This window comes from Armatimonadota bacterium (genome assembly GCA_017303935.1).
GTDB lineage: Bacteria > Armatimonadota > Fimbriimonadia > Fimbriimonadales > Fimbriimonadaceae > JAFLBD01.
The window spans coordinates 264,165-282,032 of the sequence record JAFLBD010000002.1 but is presented as its reverse complement, the minus strand read 5'-3'; the positions used below and the strand labels follow the sequence as shown (position 1 = coordinate 282,032).

Sequence of the window (17,868 nt, the reverse complement as noted above, 5' to 3'; positions counted from 1 at the left end):
TCATTTCTGCCTTTCTTTTGCGGATTTTGTCGCAAAGATGGTTACATTCAGTCTAGATTGTGCAACTAAGTGGAAGAATTGACCTAGGAGCTATACGTGATATCGTTCTTGCAAACTGGTCCGTAAAGACTTTTTTCAGAGAGATATGCAATGATGGCACCTAACTGATATTTAGGAGATCGAGTTGGAATGATGATTGTTGGATGTAAGCAGGGAATCAGGCAGGTGGTTTCTCGATTAGAGAATCTCAAAGACTTGATTCACATCGAAGTGCCTGGTGCTCCTTCGGTGCGTGCAAAGGTGGAATCGTTTACAGACGATGAGATTTGCATGACTACCGAATCGGCATTGCCGCCTGCATTTGTGAAAGGCCAGTTTTTCATTTGCAGGGTCTATGCCTCGGGCCATCCTATTCAGTTTTCTTCGAGCTGTATCGAGATCGGAGCAGCGGACTCGGAAGGAATCATCAAGTTCCGAGTTTCCATGCCGCAAGAATTGATTCGGCGCGATGCCAGAGCCTATGTGCGAATCGATGCGCCGCGGATCAATCCATTGCCGGTTCAACTCCACCTTGGAGGACAAACCGCGCGCGGATCGATCGTGGATGTCAGCCACTCTGGCTTCCAGGTCGAGCTCAGTCCGCTGGAATCGATCTTGACCGACCTCGGCCAAACTGGGAGCTTCGAGATGGAATTCCAGGGCGAATTGCTCGAATTTCCGATCGTGGTGATGTGGCGGCGCGACCTACAACTCGGCGTATTGCTGCCTGAGATGGGATCCGTGAGCGAACGCGACCTCAGCCACAAGTGGTTGGATGTGGTGCGCTATTGCCTGCTGCAACAGCTGACTCGCGCCAGCATTTACGATACCGTCGTTACCGAAGCCTAGCGGCTTTGATTCGGGCGAGTGCGCGTTCCATGTGCTCGGTAGCTTCCTCGGTACTCATCGAGGAAGATTCGCCTCGCAATGCCCGACGAGCTTCTTCGAGCTCAGCTTCGGCGGCTTTCAAGTCGATGTCGCCGGAGAGTTTTGCGCCTTCTGCCAACACAATCACCGAAGTCGCGTTGATTTCCATAAACCCGCCATCGATCGCCACATAGTGCTCTTGGCTGTTCATGTCTCGATATTCCAGCAGACCTGGCTTGAGCGAGACGATCATTGGAATGTGGCCAGCCATCACGCCGAGATAGCCTTCGGTTCCTGGAGCGGTGACCGACGACACTTGAGTCTCAACCACCTTGCGATCTGGTGCAACAATCGAAAGTTGAAAAGCAGAAGCCATGTGAATCCATAGGATACTTCATTCGGCTAATTTGAATCTACGGTACCGACCCTTGTACATAAGAAGACCCTGGTTTGGAGAACCAAGCCAGGGTCTTGATATAACCGAAAAGGTGGATTATGCCTTGAGCTTTTCGGCCTTGGCGTAAACGTCTTCGAGTCCGCCGCAGTACAAGAATGCTTGCTCTGGGACTTCGTCCAGTTCTCCATCGATGAGCGCTTTGAAGCTCTTGATGGTATCAGCGAGCGAGACGAACTTTCCAGCGTTACCGGTGAACTGCTCTGCAACGAAGAACGGCTGCGACATGAACCTTTCGATCTTTCGCGCTCGGGAGACGAGGAGCTTGTCTTCGTCCGACAATTCGTCGATACCGAGAATCGCGATGATGTCTTGGAGTTCCTTGTAGCGCTGCAAGATCACCTGGACAGCTCGAGCGACCATGTAGTGCTCTTCACCGACGATCGCCGGGTCGAGGTTCTTGGAAGTCGAAGCCAGTGGGTCAACCGCAGGGAACAAGCCCTTTGAAGCAATGGCGCGTTCCAAATAAATGTAAGCGTCCAAGTGGCTAAAAGTGGTTGCTGGCGCAGGGTCTGTAGGGTCGTCAGCAGGAACGTAAACAGCTTGAACCGAAGTCACCGAACCTTTGTTGGTCGAGGTAATTCGCTCTTGCAAGAAGCCCATTTCTGTGGCCAGAGTTGGCTGGTAACCCACAGCGGAAGGCATTCGGCCGAGAAGCGCCGAAACCTCCGAACCCGCTTGCACGAATCGGAAAACGTTGTCCACGAAGATCAGAACGTCGGTGCCGATTTCATCGCGGAAATACTCGGCCATGGTGAGCGCGGTCAGAGCGACTCGGAGACGTGCTCCTGGTGGCTCGTTCATCTGACCAAACACCATCGCAGTCTTGTCGATAACGCGGCTGTATTTCTTGCCATCGCGCTCGATCGGACCGTTTGGATCGGCGTATTCGGCTTCAGACATTTCAAGCCAGAGGTCGTTGCCTTCACGAGTTCGCTCGCCCACGCCAGCAAACACAGCAACACCAGAAGCTTCCACAGCGATGTTTCGAATCAGCTCTTGAATGGTCACCGTCTTGCCCAGACCAGCACCACCAAACAGACCAATCTTTCCACCCTTGTTAAATGGAACGAGAAGGTCAATAACCTTCAGACCGGTGACGAGCAATTCCACCTTCACACTCTGATCCTTAAAGGTAGGCGGTTGGCGGTGGATTGGAAGACGTGGGGCTTCGGCCAACTTGGCGGCCTTGGCTTGGCGTTGTTCGGCGGTACCAGCGTGCTCGCCCGATTCTAAAATGTCAATCGGGTTGCCGAGGAGGTTAAAAACTCGGCCGAGAGTGGCATCGCCAACAGGAACCTTAATCGGGTTGCCCGAATCAACGGCGTCCATTCCGCGAACAAGACCGTCGGTCGAAGCCAACGCAACTGTTCGAACAATGTCATCGCCAAGGTGCTGAGCAACTTCGCAGGTGAGGTTGATTCCTCGCTTTTCGTCCACGATCGAAATCGCGTTATAAATTCCGGGAAGGCTGTCTGTGCTGAACCGGCAGTCCACCACGGGGCCCATAACTTGAATAACTTTGCCGACGCTAGGCATGATGCTTTTTTAGGTCCTCGTTCGCAAAAATCGCCCAATCTCGCCTTTGTCGAGAGTGAGCTTTTTGCAGATTATACCCAGGTGAGAGGGCGGCGAGACGTACCGTGCGCTCAAAACGATGCACACATTCTCGCGCCGACCACTCGAACCCGGGCCTCTCAGGCCGCTTTTCTCTTGAGGCGGGTGAGGCCGACGCCCACCAGCCCAACTCCGAGAGCAACCAGCTCAGATGGCTCCGGCACTGGCGTGAGGAGCAGGTTGTACTTGTAGTTAGTTCCCAAATATCCGTTGCAGATGATTTCCCGACGGTTATTGATCCCCCTGATAGTCAAGTTGAACCCATTCCGATTCGAAATTGAGTCAGTAAAGTCAAGAATTCCGGTCGACTGAGACCAGAAGAATTGCCTTGCAGCACCATTGACAACGCCGGTCACTACAACATCGCCGTTGTCATTGATGAAGCTGTAGTCGGTGGGAGCACTGGGGACGGGGATTCTTGAACCGATGTCGATTTTTTGAACCAATTGTCCGGCCGCATTCCAAATCGCTAAGTACCTTCTCGACGAACTGTTCAATACACCACTGATCATTCCGCTTGAGTTGATGCTTGTTGCGACGCCGTAGTGCCCGGCGAGCGCCAGCGATGTGTAACTTCCGTCTTGGTTCCAGCGAATCGGATTCAAGTTCACACAGCCCACGATGTTCCCAGCATCGTTAATGTCTCTGGCGAGATTGTCTCCATCCCAGTTCCCAGGAACAAGGTATCCGCCCGAATCCGGCGAGTAATACGTTGCAATCCCTGAAGGAACACTGCCGCCCGGACCTGCCCACTGCGCCCAACCGACTGCGGAACGTGAATTATTGATCGCGAAACTCTGGACCGAAAAATACTCGCCAGGATCCGGAGCGACTAAACCCGTAAGTCCCACACCAGGCGTCCAATAACTCACTTTTGAGCCCGGACTTTCTGTGCGCCGTTCACCGAACACGGCAACTTCACCATTCTCGTTTATGCCCCCAGCCGCCGTGAACCGATATCCTGTATCGCTGGCTTGCAGGACATTCGTCGAACCATCTGGATTTATTCGCAAAGCCCTTTGGTTATATTGAGAACTTGCAGCGATTTGCCCCGCGTTATTAATGCCAGAGATAACGACGTCGAACTCCCCTGATGGCACGACCTCACGCATCGACCAAGTCAGTGCGTGAGATACGCTGCAAGTAAGCAATAGGACGAAAGTCGAATACTTCTTAATCATCTACACCATCTCCGTTCGGCCTCGAGTCTCCGAATAAAGCGTTCATCATCTCTGGATCGAAAACGGCGCTTCCATCTCGAGATTCACTTCGGTGATAAATCGGGTTATCGGACAAGAAGAATCGCTGCAGATAAACGAACCTACCCGTCATACCCCAAGTGCTGGTGTAGCCGAACACCGTCCAGCCCGAACTTTGCGCTTCGAGCAAGGTGCGCATGTCATAGTGCCACTTTAGTCGTTGCCAGTCATTAATCGTCAATAATGAGGGGCCAGTGGGCGGCTGTAACGGTTCATCATAGTGCTCGCTTTCCCTCTTAATGGCGCCAAATTCCGTTGCAATCACAGCTGGGTGGTTGTTGTCCTCAAGCCACTGGAGCATATACGGCATTGCTCGCGTTCGGGTACTGCTATTCTCAGTCTCTAACGTGTTATCTCGGTAATTGAGAGTGGCCGTCGTCCACGGGGTCACTGGATCATTACCGTAATCACGCTTCTTATAATAGAACGTATCGCGCAGGGCCACTTCTACTTTGTGGGTGTAATTGAAAGGCAGATATGGATGGTATGCATAAATGAGTCGTCGAGCATAATCTCCGGGGCAGTCCATAGCTTCCATGTCTGCGATCCGGTATGGTGTGAATTGGTAAGTAATTACAGGAAACTGCGCGAGGTCTCTCTTTTGCAATCCGTAGCTATCGACCAAATTGGTCAGGGTCGAAACGATGACTCGGCTACCTTCGGGGTCAACTTCGCTGTAAATAGCTTTGATCGCCTGTGCTTGTATGGATTTCCAATTTTCCAACTGGTCAAATTTCCAGGTCTCGAACTGTGAAGGCAGTGTGTGAACGCCAATTCCCTCCGAATACCGCGGAGCACCGCCGCCCCAGAAATTGACCATTGGCTCGTTCAGCACTTCAAAGTGGACGCCTTTAAAGACATTACTTCCATTCAAAGGATTTTCCATCACCTCGAGGTGGAAGCGGAGTTCATGCAAAAACGAAGACCAGAACTTTGGCAAAGGATGGTTCTGAGTAATCGGAATCGGTAACGGACCATCCGTACAGAAGTTCTCCATGAACGTTCCGGAAGGTGGTTTGGTCGCGATTCCCTTTGTCCAGGCAGAGTTGTAATGAGATTGGGATACCAACCATGGATGACAGTCAATAATGATTTCGAGATCGTGCGCCTGTGCAGACATGATGTCGGCAGCCAAAGCGGCGAAATTCTCATGCGCATCGATGTGATATCCAACTGGCCAATAGCTATCGAATCCGGTGTCATTGGCATTCCGTTTGAATACGTACTGTGGGTCCACGGCCCCTGATTGATCATGAACGCCAAATGCGACAGGCGAAACAGGAATCCGAACATGCTCAAAGCCTGCCTCGCGGATTTTTAGAAAGTCATGGTCTGTCAACATGACGGTCAATCGTCGATCGTCATAACATGGACGACTCTCCATGTATTGCCAATCCGCTTGGTAGATGCCATCTAGGTTGATGCCTGTCCGCAGAGCCTTGGGAATTGGGTCTGTGAATCCATCTAACCATTCCGGATCATCCTGAGCATGTGCGGAAGGAGCTAGAACCGACATCGCAATTGCGAGTAACGAGACTTTCTTGAAATTTGATCGCATCAATTTGACCTCTCCCTCTCAGTATAAGATGAATCTGTCAAATACACAACAAAATTTGTGCCAATTCTCGGCAGGAATCGGAAAATGCCTGAAAATAGGGCGGGACGACGCCCCAAAAGCCGTGATTCTTTGCCGAACACGTCCAAAATCGATTCAAGAATGTCGCTCATGACTCCGGGAAATCTCAGACAAACGCCCGGTTTGGACGAGAGACTGCCGCAGAATCTCGAACTTCTGCACCAAAATCTTGGGCGATTTTCGGATTATTTCTCAATAATCCATCAAAGTGTCACACAAATTTGGAATGCTCTCAGCATATATCCTGATAAGCTCGAGAAAATCGGTAATTCTTTCAAATGAATTTGAACTTTGTTCACGTTTATCGATCAAAAGCACGAAAGAAAAGTACACAAAATCACTGTGTTTGAACCTGAAACGGGTGTCCCACCCTATCGACTGGGCAAAATGTGAAAATCTGGCCAAACAAATTTATAAGTTTATCAACAAAACGGTCTACAGATCATCGCGGCGAGCACCGAAGCTAACACTAACCCCGCAAAACACCGGGACGATAGGAAAAAACTGATGACATACATCACCGAAGAGACCAAAGATGCCTTATTGGCACAAGACATGAACGTCTTCTTGGCAAATGCAAACACCTACAAGACCGTGTTGGGCATTACCACCGCACAAATCACCGCGTTGAGCACGCTTTGCGAGGACTTCCAGGGAGCACTCACCGCAGTAGCCTCGAAAAAGGCGGAATTGGCAAACGTTACTGCCGATAAGAACGAAAAGAAGGCTCTGGCCCGCGCTTCAATTAACAGCTATGCCAAGATTTGGCGCGCAAACAATGCGATTCCAAACTCGGTCTTAGACGCTATGTTGGTGCCAAACCACAACTACGGCGGAACATCCACCCCACCATCGACTCCTAAGGACTTAACCGTGACGATTAATACCGAAGGTGTGGTCACGTTTAAGTGGAATCGAAGCGGCAACGTCAGCGGTACCGTGTTCCTCGTCGAATCGGCGTCCGGCGCCACCGGAGATTGGACTACCTTGGACATTACAACCAAAACAAAGACGGAATTTTCGCCTGCGATCGGGCAAGAAATCTGGCTCCGCGTGACTGCTAAACGCGCGGGTCAAAGCTCTGCGCCTTCGTTGCCATTTTCTCTTTGGGCAAATGGCAGCGGCGAATTCCTTTCGATCGCAGCTTGACAGAACCTCTCCGGTTCACCAATCAGTGCGGCCGATCTTTCGGTCGCACTTTTCTTTTTTGGCGATCGGTCGGGCCCTCAAATCGAGGAGCGTGGAATATCGACTGGAAAACGCAAAAACACCGAGAGCGGGTGTGCGCCCTCGGTGTTTTTTGGTCGGTTTGCGCTGGATTTAGCTGCGGCCGAATTGAGCAACCACGATATCGAAGTCGGTTGAGCCGACCTCTCCGTCGTGATCGATGTCCGCGGTGCCGGCTGTTCCAAACTGGGCGACGACAAGGTCAAAATCGGTGGAGCCGACTTCGCCATCGCCATCCACATCCGCGATGATCGGATAGAAAATCTGGATCGCGGCGCCGAATCCGCCGGTTCCGCCGCTGTTTACGCAGGTGGCCGAGACGAAGATTTCGTTTGAATCCGAGATGCTGACATTGTCGTTCAGAACCGATTGGATGTTGGCGTCGTCATCGAGCACGTTGTTGTTGTTCGCGTCGATCTGGTCACCTTCTCGCACGAGAACCTGCGAATAATAGCCGTTGTCGTAGATGATGACGAAGTCTTGCAGTCCGTTTGCGCGGCTGCTATAGCCGGTGATGACGGCCTCGCCCCACTTGTTGACGCCGATTCCGCTGATGGCCAGTCCACCGCTGGCGACTGCTCCGCTCCAAGTTTCGGTTTCGCCGGTTGCAATCGGGTCCGTTTGGCGGATCAGCTTCTTGAATCCGGTGTTGATGTTGCCGATGACGGCGAACTCGTTATTCGTGACGGCCTCGGTGCCTCGATAGCAGTACCAACCGCCGGCAGCTGCTGCCGAGTGCGAAAGTCCGCCGATAAGCGAGCTGACGGTGAGCGCAGGGAGGAAATCTGGGAGATTAAAACCTTCGCGCGCCATCACGTTTCCGTTGACAAAAACGACCTGATCGTTGGCTGTGTTGGCACCGATGGTGGCAGTTCCAACTTCGACCGAGCCATCTTGCGCCAATCGGTAGTTATCTGCGGTGTGGTTGGTGATCGGGTCGGTTGGGCCGATGTAGCTGGCGAACGAGCCGCCCTTTACCCAGGTGGAAGCGCCGTTCTTGACGATCGCTTGGCTGGTTGAGGTGAGTCCAGGGCCGTTTGCGAAGGCAACCGTGCCGTTATAGGGCGATGGCGATGCAGAAGCGAGGTAGTTTCCGCCTGAGAACAGGTCCCCTTCCTTCGCTGCGAAGGTCAAAGGATTGGCGTTGGTCATCTCCTTGCGGACAATGTAGTCGTCTACGGTAGTGGCTTCGTTGGTGTCGAGCGAGACATAGAGATTGCCAGCGTCATCCAGCCCGAGCGCGCCCGATCGGAACGATTGGAGCGTGAATCCAGGAGCAAATGGCGCGGCGTCTCCTGCCAATGCGACCTTTTGGTTGTTGTAACCGATGGTATCTCCGGCAACCCAGACTCGCGCGGTGGTTGCCGAGACGAGACCGACGAAGCTGTAGTAGCTTCCGTTTGGCGAAGTTGCCATGCGTCCTGTAGATGCGAGCGGGCGACCTGGGAGGTTTGAGAGTTCGTTGAGAAGACCAGACTTTGTGGTCAAAAGGGTGTGGGTGCTGGCCGCGCTGACTATGGAAACGCCGGCGGTAACGAGAGCTGAGATGAGGGCAATTTTCTTCATGATTCGGGACCTATAAATTGTAGCGATCTATGCTAGAGAGTACGTGAATTTGAACTTAAATCGTGCCCGCAAAAGCACTTGATAGCAAGAATCGGCCCTCCAAGTTTTGTTGGAGAGCCGATTCTGTTTGTGCTTACGCGAGCATTGTGCTTATCGCGAGCGGCCGAATTGAGCAACGACGAGGTCGAAGTCGGTCGATCCTACTTCTCCGTCACCGTCGACGTCTTCTGGCATGTCACTGCCGCCGTTACCGAATTGGGAAACGACTGCATCGAAGTCGGTTGATCCAACTTCGCCGTCGCCATCGATGTCGGCTGGGATTGGCACTTCGATTCGGAGGAACGCTTCGCCGGTGATTGCGCCAGTGCTGTTTTCGGTCTGGACGACTTGGTACAGATAGGCGTTATCCGAGAAAGCGCATCCGTCGCTCTTGATGAGGTTCACGAAACAATCATCATCGAAGTTACCGTTGTTGTTGAGGTCGATTGGATCTCCTTCGCGAAGGATGATGCGTCGATTGTTTGCCACGAGCACGGTGTCGACATTGACGTCGGGGTTGTTGGTGCTTCCACCGATCACGAACTCACCGTAGCTGTTCACGAAGGTTGTGAAGTAGGTTGCGGTGACGCGTGCGACAGTTCCGTTTGCATCGTCTTCCCAGGCTTCAGTCATGAATGGGGACAGCGTGTTACCGGTCTTGGAGATAACACTACCGTTCTTGACCACGAAGTTTGTTCGTGTGACTTCTGCTGGACCGTCGTTCCAAGTTCCGCGGTAGATGTAGTTTCCGCCGTTTGCCACGTTGTGCGAGGAGGAGTTACCGAAGGTCACGACGGTGCTTGGGTTGCCGCTTCCTGGAAGTACGGCGCCTTCTTGAGCGATGACGTTACCGTTGAGAACGAGAACGAAGTCGCTGGTGGTTGGGCCGTTGAGGTTGGCAAAGTACATCGAAGCCGAACCGTCTGCACTGGTGCGGAACGAAAGAAGTCCGGTGTTCTTGAGCGTTTGCGAAGGAGCGACCATCTGTCCTGCCAAAGTGGTTGGAACCATTGGGGAGGTCAGCGTGAGTCCGCTGGATTGTGCGAGCAGCGTGTTGCCGTTGAGGAGAACATCTGGCTCGGTTGTTGCGCCAGTCTGGATTCGCCATCGAGCTCGAACGGTGGTTCCGTCAGTTCCGAAGTGAATTCCGTCTGCATCACGCAAGAAGAGACCAGCAAGTCCTGGAGCGGCATCGCCTTGCTTGAGGAGCTGGGTAAAGGTTCCGGAGTTGTAGGTGCAAACGGTGTCGGTGACAGAGGCGCCTGCGGCAACGGTCGCACGGAAGGCGATGAGGCCAGCGTTATTGATTGCGATTTGGTTGCCGAGTGCGTTCCAAACGGTGCCTGGATCCCAAGGCACGATTTCGCCGGTTCGAGTTGCGGAACCGAACGAAGAAGTGTTTAGGCCTTGGCCGTAGATGATGGTGTCATCGCCGGTGGTTGCGCTGAAAGAGGTGTCGATTTGACATCGCATCAGCCATCGGGTTCCGTCTGGGCTCAAGTAAGGCTGTCGGAATGCGCCACCAGAGTTGGTGGACGTTCCGGAAATGTAAGCTGGGTTGAAGACATCGCTAGGATATCCTGGAACTGAGTTGAGGCTGCCAGGCAGCGATGAAAAGATAGTCTTCACTTCGACTGCATTTGCCGAAGCAACCATCAAAGCGAGCGACACGATAGAGAGCGTTCTAAAGTTCATGGCCATTTGAATCTCCTGCATTAGATTCAGCTTCAATTATGAAATAGGTCATGCCGAATCCGCGACGTTGCGCCACCGTATTTTTGCTGGCTTGAACTCATAATCACGAATCGTTAACAGGAAAAAGCCCGGCCATTTACTGGCCGGGCATTGTGTTGAACTCGATTAGAGAGCTTATCGAGAGCGAGAGAAGTTGGCCACGACGATGTCGAAGTCGGTCGATCCAACTTCTCCGTCGCCGTCGACATCGCCTTCGGCATAGGTCGCTGGCGAGTTGCCAAAGTTGGCAACAACGATATCGAAGTCTGATGCTCCAACTTCGTCGTCACTATCGACGTCGCCGAGGATCGGCACTGGGTAACGCATGAACGCGTTGCCCACGATGTTTCCTGCGCCATCCTTCAGGTTGCCGCTGAAGTACCAGTAAAGGTTGTCGGTGAGGAATCCGTTGTCATCGTTGAAAGTCGAGATGAAAACGCCATCGCCGACTCCATCGCCGGTCAAGTCGACTTCGTCGCCTTCTTTCAGGAACACCAATCGACCGTGAGCCACCATGTAGGCATCTGCAGCCGTGTTGGTGTCGGTTGTCAAACCACCGACGATCGTCTCGCCGTAGTTGTTGGTCATGCTCATGAAGAAGCCAGCAGAGAAAGCAGTGTCATCCCAGTTGATCGTCGATCCAGGATTGACCGGCGCACCCTTTTGAGCGACGACGGTGCCATTCCTGACAACCCAGTCTTGTCCATCTACGTTGCTACCGCGGGCCATGTAGTTGCCGTTTGGAGCCATGTTGATATCGACGTCAATCGTGTTGACCAAGCTGGTGAATCCGGAGCCAGGAAGAACTTGGTTCCTTTGGATCTTCACATCGCCGTTGTAAACCAAAACTGTGGTGCTTGCTGGAGTGGTCAGTGTTCCGACGTAGGCGGTGTTTGTTCCCGTCGCGTCAACCTTCAAGCTACCTGCGGTCATTGTGCTGAGGGTTGAAGTGCCAGCAGCAGCTTGACCAGTTGGAACCGTCACGGTCGCTCGGACTTGAACATCGCTATTCTTGTAGAACGTTTGTCGCGCAGCACCTGAAGTAGCACCTGCGGTGTTTCCGAACCAGATATCGCTACCGGCGAGAGCGGCAGTAGCAAATGCACCCTGGAAGAACATCCCCGACAAGTTTGGAGCTGCACCGAGTTGGCTGTGAATGAGGGTGTAATTCGTTCCATCAAAAGTCATCAAGTGGTCATCCAAGGTCGACGAGGACGCCGTGTTTGTATCGTCAAGTCCGAACAACATCAAACCGGAATTGTTGATTGCTGTAGCGCCGTTCTTAATATCGTCTACCAAGAAGCCGTTCACAGGCATGGCGGTGTTCTCGCGCAAAACCGAATTGAAGGAACCGGTGGTGATGTCTTGGCCGTAGGTCAAACAATCTTCGTCAGTCGTTCCGGCTTCAATTCTTCCAACGCCAACCCATCGGCTGAAATCCGAGCTTGGTGAAATCCCGTCAAGGATTCGGGATGCTGAAGTTCCAGTAGGAGCGGACCAGGTCGCGCCAGGATAACCTGGAACCACGTTTGTTCCGAGGTCAGCCGGTGCGACGATGCTCGAGAAGATGACTCGCGGTGCAACAGCACTCGCGGTGGCGCCAATTCCCACTGCCAATAACGATGCAAAAATTGTCTTTTTCATGAATTCAGTTACTCCGATCACTAGAGTGGTCGCCCTGCACGCACGACCCCTATACAATCCCTATTGTAACTAAGGAGGTGCTCAAAAACCACATTAAATTTGTTTGAATTAGGGGATGCCAGCATAAATACTTGTGTCATGGGGACGAGATGATCCACGGGTATTCTCGGCGCAGATGGCAAAGCGGATTCTGGTGACAGGTGGCGCAGGATTTATTGGGTCCAATTTTCTTGAATTGTTTGTGCCTCAAAACCCCGATTCCCAATTTCTCAACCTCGATGCCCTTACCTATGCGGCTCACCCACTGAACCTGACTTCGCTTGAAAAGTACTCGAACTACCAGTTTAAACAGGTTCAACTTTCTGAATACGAGTCGGTACTGGGTGCTATTCAAGAATTCGATCCTGAATGGGTCATCCACTTTGCTGCGGAGACGCACGTTGACCGAAGCATCAAGGATCCTCGATCGTTTTTGAATTCCAATGTAGTCGGCACATTTAACTTGCTTGAGGCTTGCCGACAGCACTGGGGGGAGGCAAATGATCGGGTGTTTCTCAGCGTGAGTACCGACGAAGTGTTCGGCAGCCTAGGCGACGACGGACTCTTCGATGAATCGACTGCATACGATCCGAGCAGCCCATATTCCGCCAGCAAGGCAAGCGCAGACCACTTTGTCCGTGCGTATTCGCGCACCTATGGTCTGCCGGTGAAGCTCACGAATTGCAGTAACAATTTCGGCCCGAGGCAGTTTCCAGAGAAGCTCATTCCGCTGATGATCCTGAACGCAATGTCTGGGAAGCGGTTACCCGTTTATGGCGAAGGCAAGAACGTTCGCGATTGGCTCTTTGTTTCGGACCACTGCCGTGCGCTTTGGCAAGTCGCTGAACACGGCAATGTCGGAGAAACCTATTGCATCGGCGGCGGCACTGCGATTCCAAACATAAAGGTTGTCGAGACAATCTGTGACCTGGTCGCAGAACACCGATCGGCATCGCCAGAATCATTGCGAGAGCTCATCACGTTCGTAGCAGATCGGCCCGGTCACGACTATCGGTATGAGATTGACAACACAAAAATCTCTTCCAAGCTTGGCTGGAAACCTGAAACTGGCTTTGAAGAAGGTTTACGCCAGACCATCAAGTGGTATGCCGATAATACGGATTGGGTTTCGATGGCACAGTCCGGCGAATACTTGACCTGGATGAAGGAGCATTACGATGGCGCGTAAAGGGATTTTGTTAGCGGGAGGCACTGGCACTCGGCTCTGGCCGATCACGATTGCCGTCAGCAAACAGCTGCTCCCAATCTACAACAAGCCGATGATCTATCATCCGCTCACCACGCTGATGCTGGCTGGCATCCGCGAAATTTTGGTGATCACAACACCCCACGAGCAAGAACAATTTGTTCGTCTACTCGGAGATGGTACGCAGTGGGGGATTCAGATTTCTTACGCCGTACAACCCGAGCCTAAGGGAATCGCTCAGGCATTCTTGATCGGTGAGGACTTTATCGCCGGCGATCGCTCTGCATTAGTTTTGGGCGATAACATTTTTTATGGCAACCGACTTTCGGAGAGTTTGCAATCCGCAAATTCCCAGGTCGTTGGATCGACGGTGTTTGCCTACCATGTCGGCAATCCATCGGAATATGGCGTTGTCGAGTTTGATTCGAGCGGCAAGGCGGTTCATATCGAAGAGAAGCCGAAGGAGCCTCGTAGCTCTTGCGCCGTGACTGGGCTGTATTTTTACGATGAGCAGGTGGTCGAGATCGCCAAGGGAATCACGCCTAGTGCGCGCGGTGAACTTGAGATCACTAGCATCAACCAAGCGTATTTGGATCGCGGCCAATTGCAAGTGGAGATCATGGGTCGAGGCACGACTTGGCTGGATACGGGAACCCACTCGTCGCTGATCCAGGCATCCAATTTCGTTGAGACCATCGAAAATCGGCAGGGTTTATTGGTGGCATCTCCTGAAGAAGTTGCTTTCCGGCAAGGTTGGATCTCCAAATCTGCGCTGATCGAACAGGCTCAACTGTTAAGCAAAACAAGCTACGGGCAAGCGTTGTTGACCGTGGCGAGCGAAGCAGAATAATTCACCCGGTATAGTGTTTGGCGTGGAAGCCACTCGACACGAGTTCCTTTACATGGGATGGGAGCACAAAGCCGTGTTCTACACACTTGCGGTTCTTTCCACCGCAGCCCTGATCTACGGGATTTGGGGCCGCTCGCGCTATTGGATGCAGGGCAAAAAGCCGGATTGGAAGGCCAACCCAATCCAGAACATCGTCAAGTTCATTTTGCTCCAGAAGAAGGTCCGGTCTTCGCGCCCGAAATCTGGCGCACCAATGCACCTGCTCATTTTTTACGGATTTCTCTCACTACTTGCCGCCACCACGCTTCTCGCGCTGGCAACATACGCTCCACTGATTGGTCTCCCGAACTGGCATAAGGGCGCGTACTTCCTCGGTTTTGAATTCATTTTTGACATCCTCGGGTTGCTTTTCGTCATCGGAGTGACTTGGGCGATGGGTCGCCGGTGGGGATTCCGGCTCAAGCAAATGGCTCATGAATGGCGCGATTCTTGGGCACTCGTTTTGCTGTTCTTGCTCGGAATCGGCGGATACCTGCTTGAAGCGGCGCGAATGGCGGCAGACCCACAACCGCACAACAGTTCTGCTCCAATCGGCTATGCGATCAGCCAATTGATGCCAGCGAATCTTGCTCCAAGCATCTACATCGCCATTTGGTGGAGCCACGTCATCTTGTTTTTTGCGTTTTGGGCTGGGCTTCCACACATGAGGCTCAAGCACATCGTCCTCGCAGTAGCGAGTGCGGCGGGCAAGCCCGATATTCCGATGGGTGAGCTCAAACTGATTTCGATGGAAGAAGTCGAGCAAACCGGCCAAATTGGCGTCGCAAAGGCAACCGAATATTCGAGGTGGCACTTGCTCACTTTGGACGCTTGCATGGGTTGTGGGCGGTGTACCGAAGTCTGTCCAGCACACAACGTCGGTAAACCGCTCAATCCGCAAAAGGTGGTCGCCGATATCCACCGGTCGCTTGTGACTGGCGAGGGCGTTGCAGCAGCAGTTTCGGAAGAAGCGCTTTGGGCTTGCACGACATGTAATGCATGCGTCGAAGCCTGCCCGGTTCTCATCCGCCACGTTGATTTGATTGTCGATTCTCGCCGGAATCTGGTCGCTGAAGGTCAACTCAGCGGCGGGCCTGCGGTGATGCTACGGCAAACCGGATCGACCTCGAACGCTTGGGGCGCACCGGCGAGCGAGCGCGAAACGTGGATGGAAGGCATGAACGTCCCCGTCGCCAGAGAAACCGAAGATTTCGACGTTTTGTTCTGGGTGGGCTGTGCTGGTGCAACCGACCCCGGCGCCATGCAAACCACCAAAGCGGTAGCCGATTTGATGGGCAAGGCCGGCGTCAACTACGCCTGCCTAGGCAAAGAAGAGTCTTGCACGGGGGATTCAGCGCGGCGCGTTGGCGACGAGTTCCTGTTCCAAGAAATGGCTCAGAAGAATGTCGCGACGTTCCAAAAGTATAAGGTCAAAAAGGTCGTCACGCCATGCCCGCACTGCTTCAATACACTCAAAAACGAATACCAGCAGTTCGGCGCCGAACTCGAAGTTCAGCATCACACTCAGTTCCTCGCTGACCTTGTAGACCAAGGCAAACTGAAAGGGATTGAAGTTGCTGACGGTGAGGTCGCATTCCACGACCCATGCTATTTGGGCCGAGTGAACGATGAATCCGATGCGCCCCGAAACCTTTTCCGGAAGGGACAACTCGCGGAGCCGATCCATAACCGGAACAAGACGCTTTGTTGTGGTGCGGGCGGTGGTCGCATGTGGATGGAAGAAGCTCCAGATGAGCGACCCACGAATCGTCGCGCTCAGCAGCTTCTAGATACCGGCGCAAAGACCGTCGCGCTCGGATGTCCTTTCTGCCGCATCATGCTGGACACCGGAATCAAGAGCGTGACCGACGAAGAAATCAATTTGGTGGACCTCGCCGAGATGTTGCAAAAGGCGAACGCGTGATCCGAGGAATCGGCATCGATATCGTCCATGTGGACCGCATTCGAGAAGCGATGGCTAACCCAAAGTTTCTCGAACGGATTTTGACCCCTCAAGAGCGAGAAATGGAGCTAACTCCAGAGCGGGTGGCCAGTCGATGGGCCGGCAAAGAGGCACTCTACAAAGCGGCTGGAGGCGGTTTTGGATGGCAGGACCTCAGTCTTTTGGGACGAAAGAACAACTCGGCAGAAGTGGTGTGGGTCAATCAGCCGGATTCGATGAAGAATGTTCAGATTCACCTCAGCCTGAGCCATGAGCGGTTTGTTGCAGTCGCGGTCGCGGTGATCATCGTAGAACCGCAGTAATGCCCGTGCGCCGCTCGCTATGCTGGATTCGCCGCGACCTGCGGCTGACCGATCACGCCGCGCTTTCGCTCGCTACTCAAGAATCTGATCAAGTAGCGGTCGTTTTTGTGTTTGATCGCCTGATCTTGGATCAACTCCAGGACAAAGACGACAAACGCCTGACCTTCATTCACGACAGTCTGCGAGAGGTTGACGAGAAGCTGAGAATGCTCGGTTCTCGGTTGATTGTGTTGGACGGAAACCCAGCCGAGCTGATTCCGTGGCTTGCTGAGCAACTGGAAGTTGAATCTGTATATGTAAACGGCGATGTCGAGCCGTATGCTCTTGAGCGGGATGCGAAGGTGCGACAGGCACTGCGGGAAGAAGGAATTCAATCCAAGTTTGTCAAGGACCACGTGGTCTTCGCTCGCCGAGAAATCTTGAATGGTTCTGGCGAACCGTTTAAGGTTTTCACGCCTTACAGCAAAGCATGGAAGGCAAAACTCAACGACGATGATATCCGCGAGCACAAAGTGGATCAAAGTAAGTTTTGGGCTGCCGACTCGCTACCTGCTGGCACGCAGCTTCCGAGGATCGAGGAACTCGGATTCGAACGAAGCGAGCTTTGGCTTGAAGCGGGTGAATCGGCGGCAAGAGAGCGGTTAGCCCGGTTTGCGCCAGGAATTGAGGCGTACGGCGACACTCGTGATCTATTCGGAATTGAGGGAACAAGTGGGCTCAGCGTCCACCTCAGGCACGGGACGATCTCGATCCGAGAATGCGTCCGAGAGGCGATTCGTGCTCAGGACCCTAAAGAGAAATGGCTGAACGAGCTGATCTGGCGCGAGTTTTATCAGATGATCCTCAGCGAGTTTCCGCATGTTGTCGGAGGATCTTTCAAACCAGAATGTGATGCGATCACTTGGCCCGGCTCGAAGGAGCATTTCGAGGCTTGGTGCACGGGGCAGACGGGATTTCCAGTAGTGGATGCGGCGATGCGCTGCTTAGTTCAAACCGGTTGGATGCACAATCGCCTGCGCATGATCACCGCCATGTTCCTGACGAAAGACCTGCTGGTGGATTGGCGCAAGGGGGAGGAGTTCTTCTCCCGTTATCTGCTGGATTTTGATTTGGCTTCGAATAATGGCGGTTGGCAATGGTCGGCGAGTACTGGCGTCGACGCGCAGCCGTACTTCCGAATTTTTAACCCCATTTTGCAAAGCAAAAAGTTTGACCCGGCCGGAGAGTTCATCCGGAAGTGGTGCCCGGAACTATCCGAGTTGGACTCGGAAGCAATCCATTGGCCACATCCCGGTGCGCCCGATGGTTATCCCGATCCGATTGTCGATCACAAAGTTCAATCCGCTCTCGCTCAAGCCTTGTTCAAGAATTGAGCGTAGAATGTAG

At 53.1% G+C, this 17,868-nt stretch carries 14 protein-coding genes; 7 read left to right on the top strand and 7 right to left on the bottom strand.

Going from position 1 to position 17,868, the window contains the following annotated elements:
• The first annotated feature begins 225 nt into the window (after positions 1-225).
• A complete protein-coding gene (locus J0L72_05965; GenBank protein ID MBN8690322.1) occupies positions 226-888 on the top strand; it encodes a PilZ domain-containing protein in 663 nt (220 codons plus the stop codon).
• Here the strand turns inward: J0L72_05965 and atpC are convergent.
• The 4 genes from atpC to J0L72_05945 form a co-directional block, all read right to left on the bottom strand.
• Positions 875-1,282, bottom strand: a complete 408-nt coding sequence (atpC, locus tag J0L72_05960; GenBank protein MBN8690321.1) for an ATP synthase F1 subunit epsilon — start codon at positions 1,280-1,282, stop codon at positions 875-877. The genes J0L72_05965 and atpC overlap by 14 nt on opposite strands.
• Positions 1,283-1,399: 117 nt before the next feature.
• Entirely contained in the window at positions 1,400-2,899 is a 1,500-nt protein-coding gene (atpD, locus tag J0L72_05955) for a F0F1 ATP synthase subunit beta (GenBank protein MBN8690320.1), read from the bottom strand.
• Positions 2,900-3,057: 158 nt separating this feature from the next.
• Complete coding sequence (locus tag J0L72_05950) at positions 3,058-4,158, bottom strand: PEP-CTERM sorting domain-containing protein (protein MBN8690319.1); 1,101 nt, start codon at positions 4,156-4,158, stop codon at positions 3,058-3,060.
• Positions 4,151-5,794, bottom strand: a complete 1,644-nt coding sequence (locus tag J0L72_05945; GenBank protein MBN8690318.1) for a cellulase family glycosylhydrolase — start codon at positions 5,792-5,794, stop codon at positions 4,151-4,153. Before J0L72_05945 ends, J0L72_05950 begins: the two co-directional genes overlap by 8 nt.
• Positions 5,795-6,379: 585 nt before the next feature.
• Between J0L72_05945 and J0L72_05940 the strand changes: the two genes are divergently transcribed.
• Entirely contained in the window at positions 6,380-7,021 is a 642-nt protein-coding gene (locus tag J0L72_05940; protein ID MBN8690317.1) for a fibronectin type III domain-containing protein, read from the top strand.
• Positions 7,022-7,192: 171 nt separating this feature from the next.
• Here the strand turns inward: J0L72_05940 and J0L72_05935 are convergent, their stop codons facing one another.
• The 3 genes from J0L72_05935 to J0L72_05925 all read right to left on the bottom strand — a co-directional run bounded on the left by J0L72_05935 (position 7,193) and on the right by J0L72_05925 (position 12,082).
• Positions 7,193-8,665, bottom strand: coding sequence for a hypothetical protein (locus tag J0L72_05935; protein MBN8690316.1), 1,473 nt, complete (start codon positions 8,663-8,665; stop codon positions 7,193-7,195).
• Between the two features lie 150 nt (positions 8,666-8,815).
• Complete coding sequence (locus J0L72_05930) at positions 8,816-10,399, bottom strand: hypothetical protein (protein MBN8690315.1); 1,584 nt, start codon at positions 10,397-10,399, stop codon at positions 8,816-8,818.
• 174 nt (positions 10,400-10,573) lie between these two features.
• Positions 10,574-12,082 carry a hypothetical protein gene (locus tag J0L72_05925; GenBank protein MBN8690314.1) on the bottom strand — a complete coding sequence of 503 codons (1,509 nt, stop codon included), beginning with the start codon at positions 12,080-12,082 and terminating at the stop codon, positions 10,574-10,576.
• A gap of 175 nt (positions 12,083-12,257) precedes the next feature.
• Between J0L72_05925 and rfbB the strand changes: the two genes are divergently transcribed.
• Genes rfbB through J0L72_05900 form a run of 5 tightly spaced genes read left to right on the top strand, consistent with a single transcriptional unit; the run spans position 12,258 to position 17,855 of the window.
• Positions 12,258-13,310, top strand: a complete 1,053-nt coding sequence (gene rfbB / locus J0L72_05920; GenBank protein ID MBN8690313.1) for a dTDP-glucose 4,6-dehydratase — start codon at positions 12,258-12,260, stop codon at positions 13,308-13,310.
• A complete protein-coding gene (rfbA, locus tag J0L72_05915; protein ID MBN8690312.1) occupies positions 13,294-14,178 on the top strand; it encodes a glucose-1-phosphate thymidylyltransferase RfbA in 885 nt (294 codons plus the stop codon). Before rfbB ends, rfbA begins: the two co-directional genes overlap by 17 nt.
• 22 nt (positions 14,179-14,200) lie before the next feature.
• The gene (locus J0L72_05910; protein MBN8690311.1) at positions 14,201-16,141 is read left to right on the top strand and encodes a (Fe-S)-binding protein; all 1,941 of its coding nucleotides are present in this window, start codon (positions 14,201-14,203) and stop codon (positions 16,139-16,141) included.
• Positions 16,138-16,482 (top strand): holo-ACP synthase, encoded by a 345-nt coding sequence (locus tag J0L72_05905; protein MBN8690310.1) that lies wholly within the window; start codon positions 16,138-16,140, stop codon positions 16,480-16,482. The genes J0L72_05910 and J0L72_05905 overlap by 4 nt, the downstream gene beginning before the upstream one ends.
• Positions 16,482-17,855 carry a deoxyribodipyrimidine photo-lyase gene (locus J0L72_05900; protein MBN8690309.1) on the top strand — a complete coding sequence of 458 codons (1,374 nt, stop codon included), beginning with the start codon at positions 16,482-16,484 and terminating at the stop codon, positions 17,853-17,855. Before J0L72_05905 ends, J0L72_05900 begins: the two co-directional genes overlap by 1 nt.
• Positions 17,856-17,868: the final 13 nt, after the last annotated feature.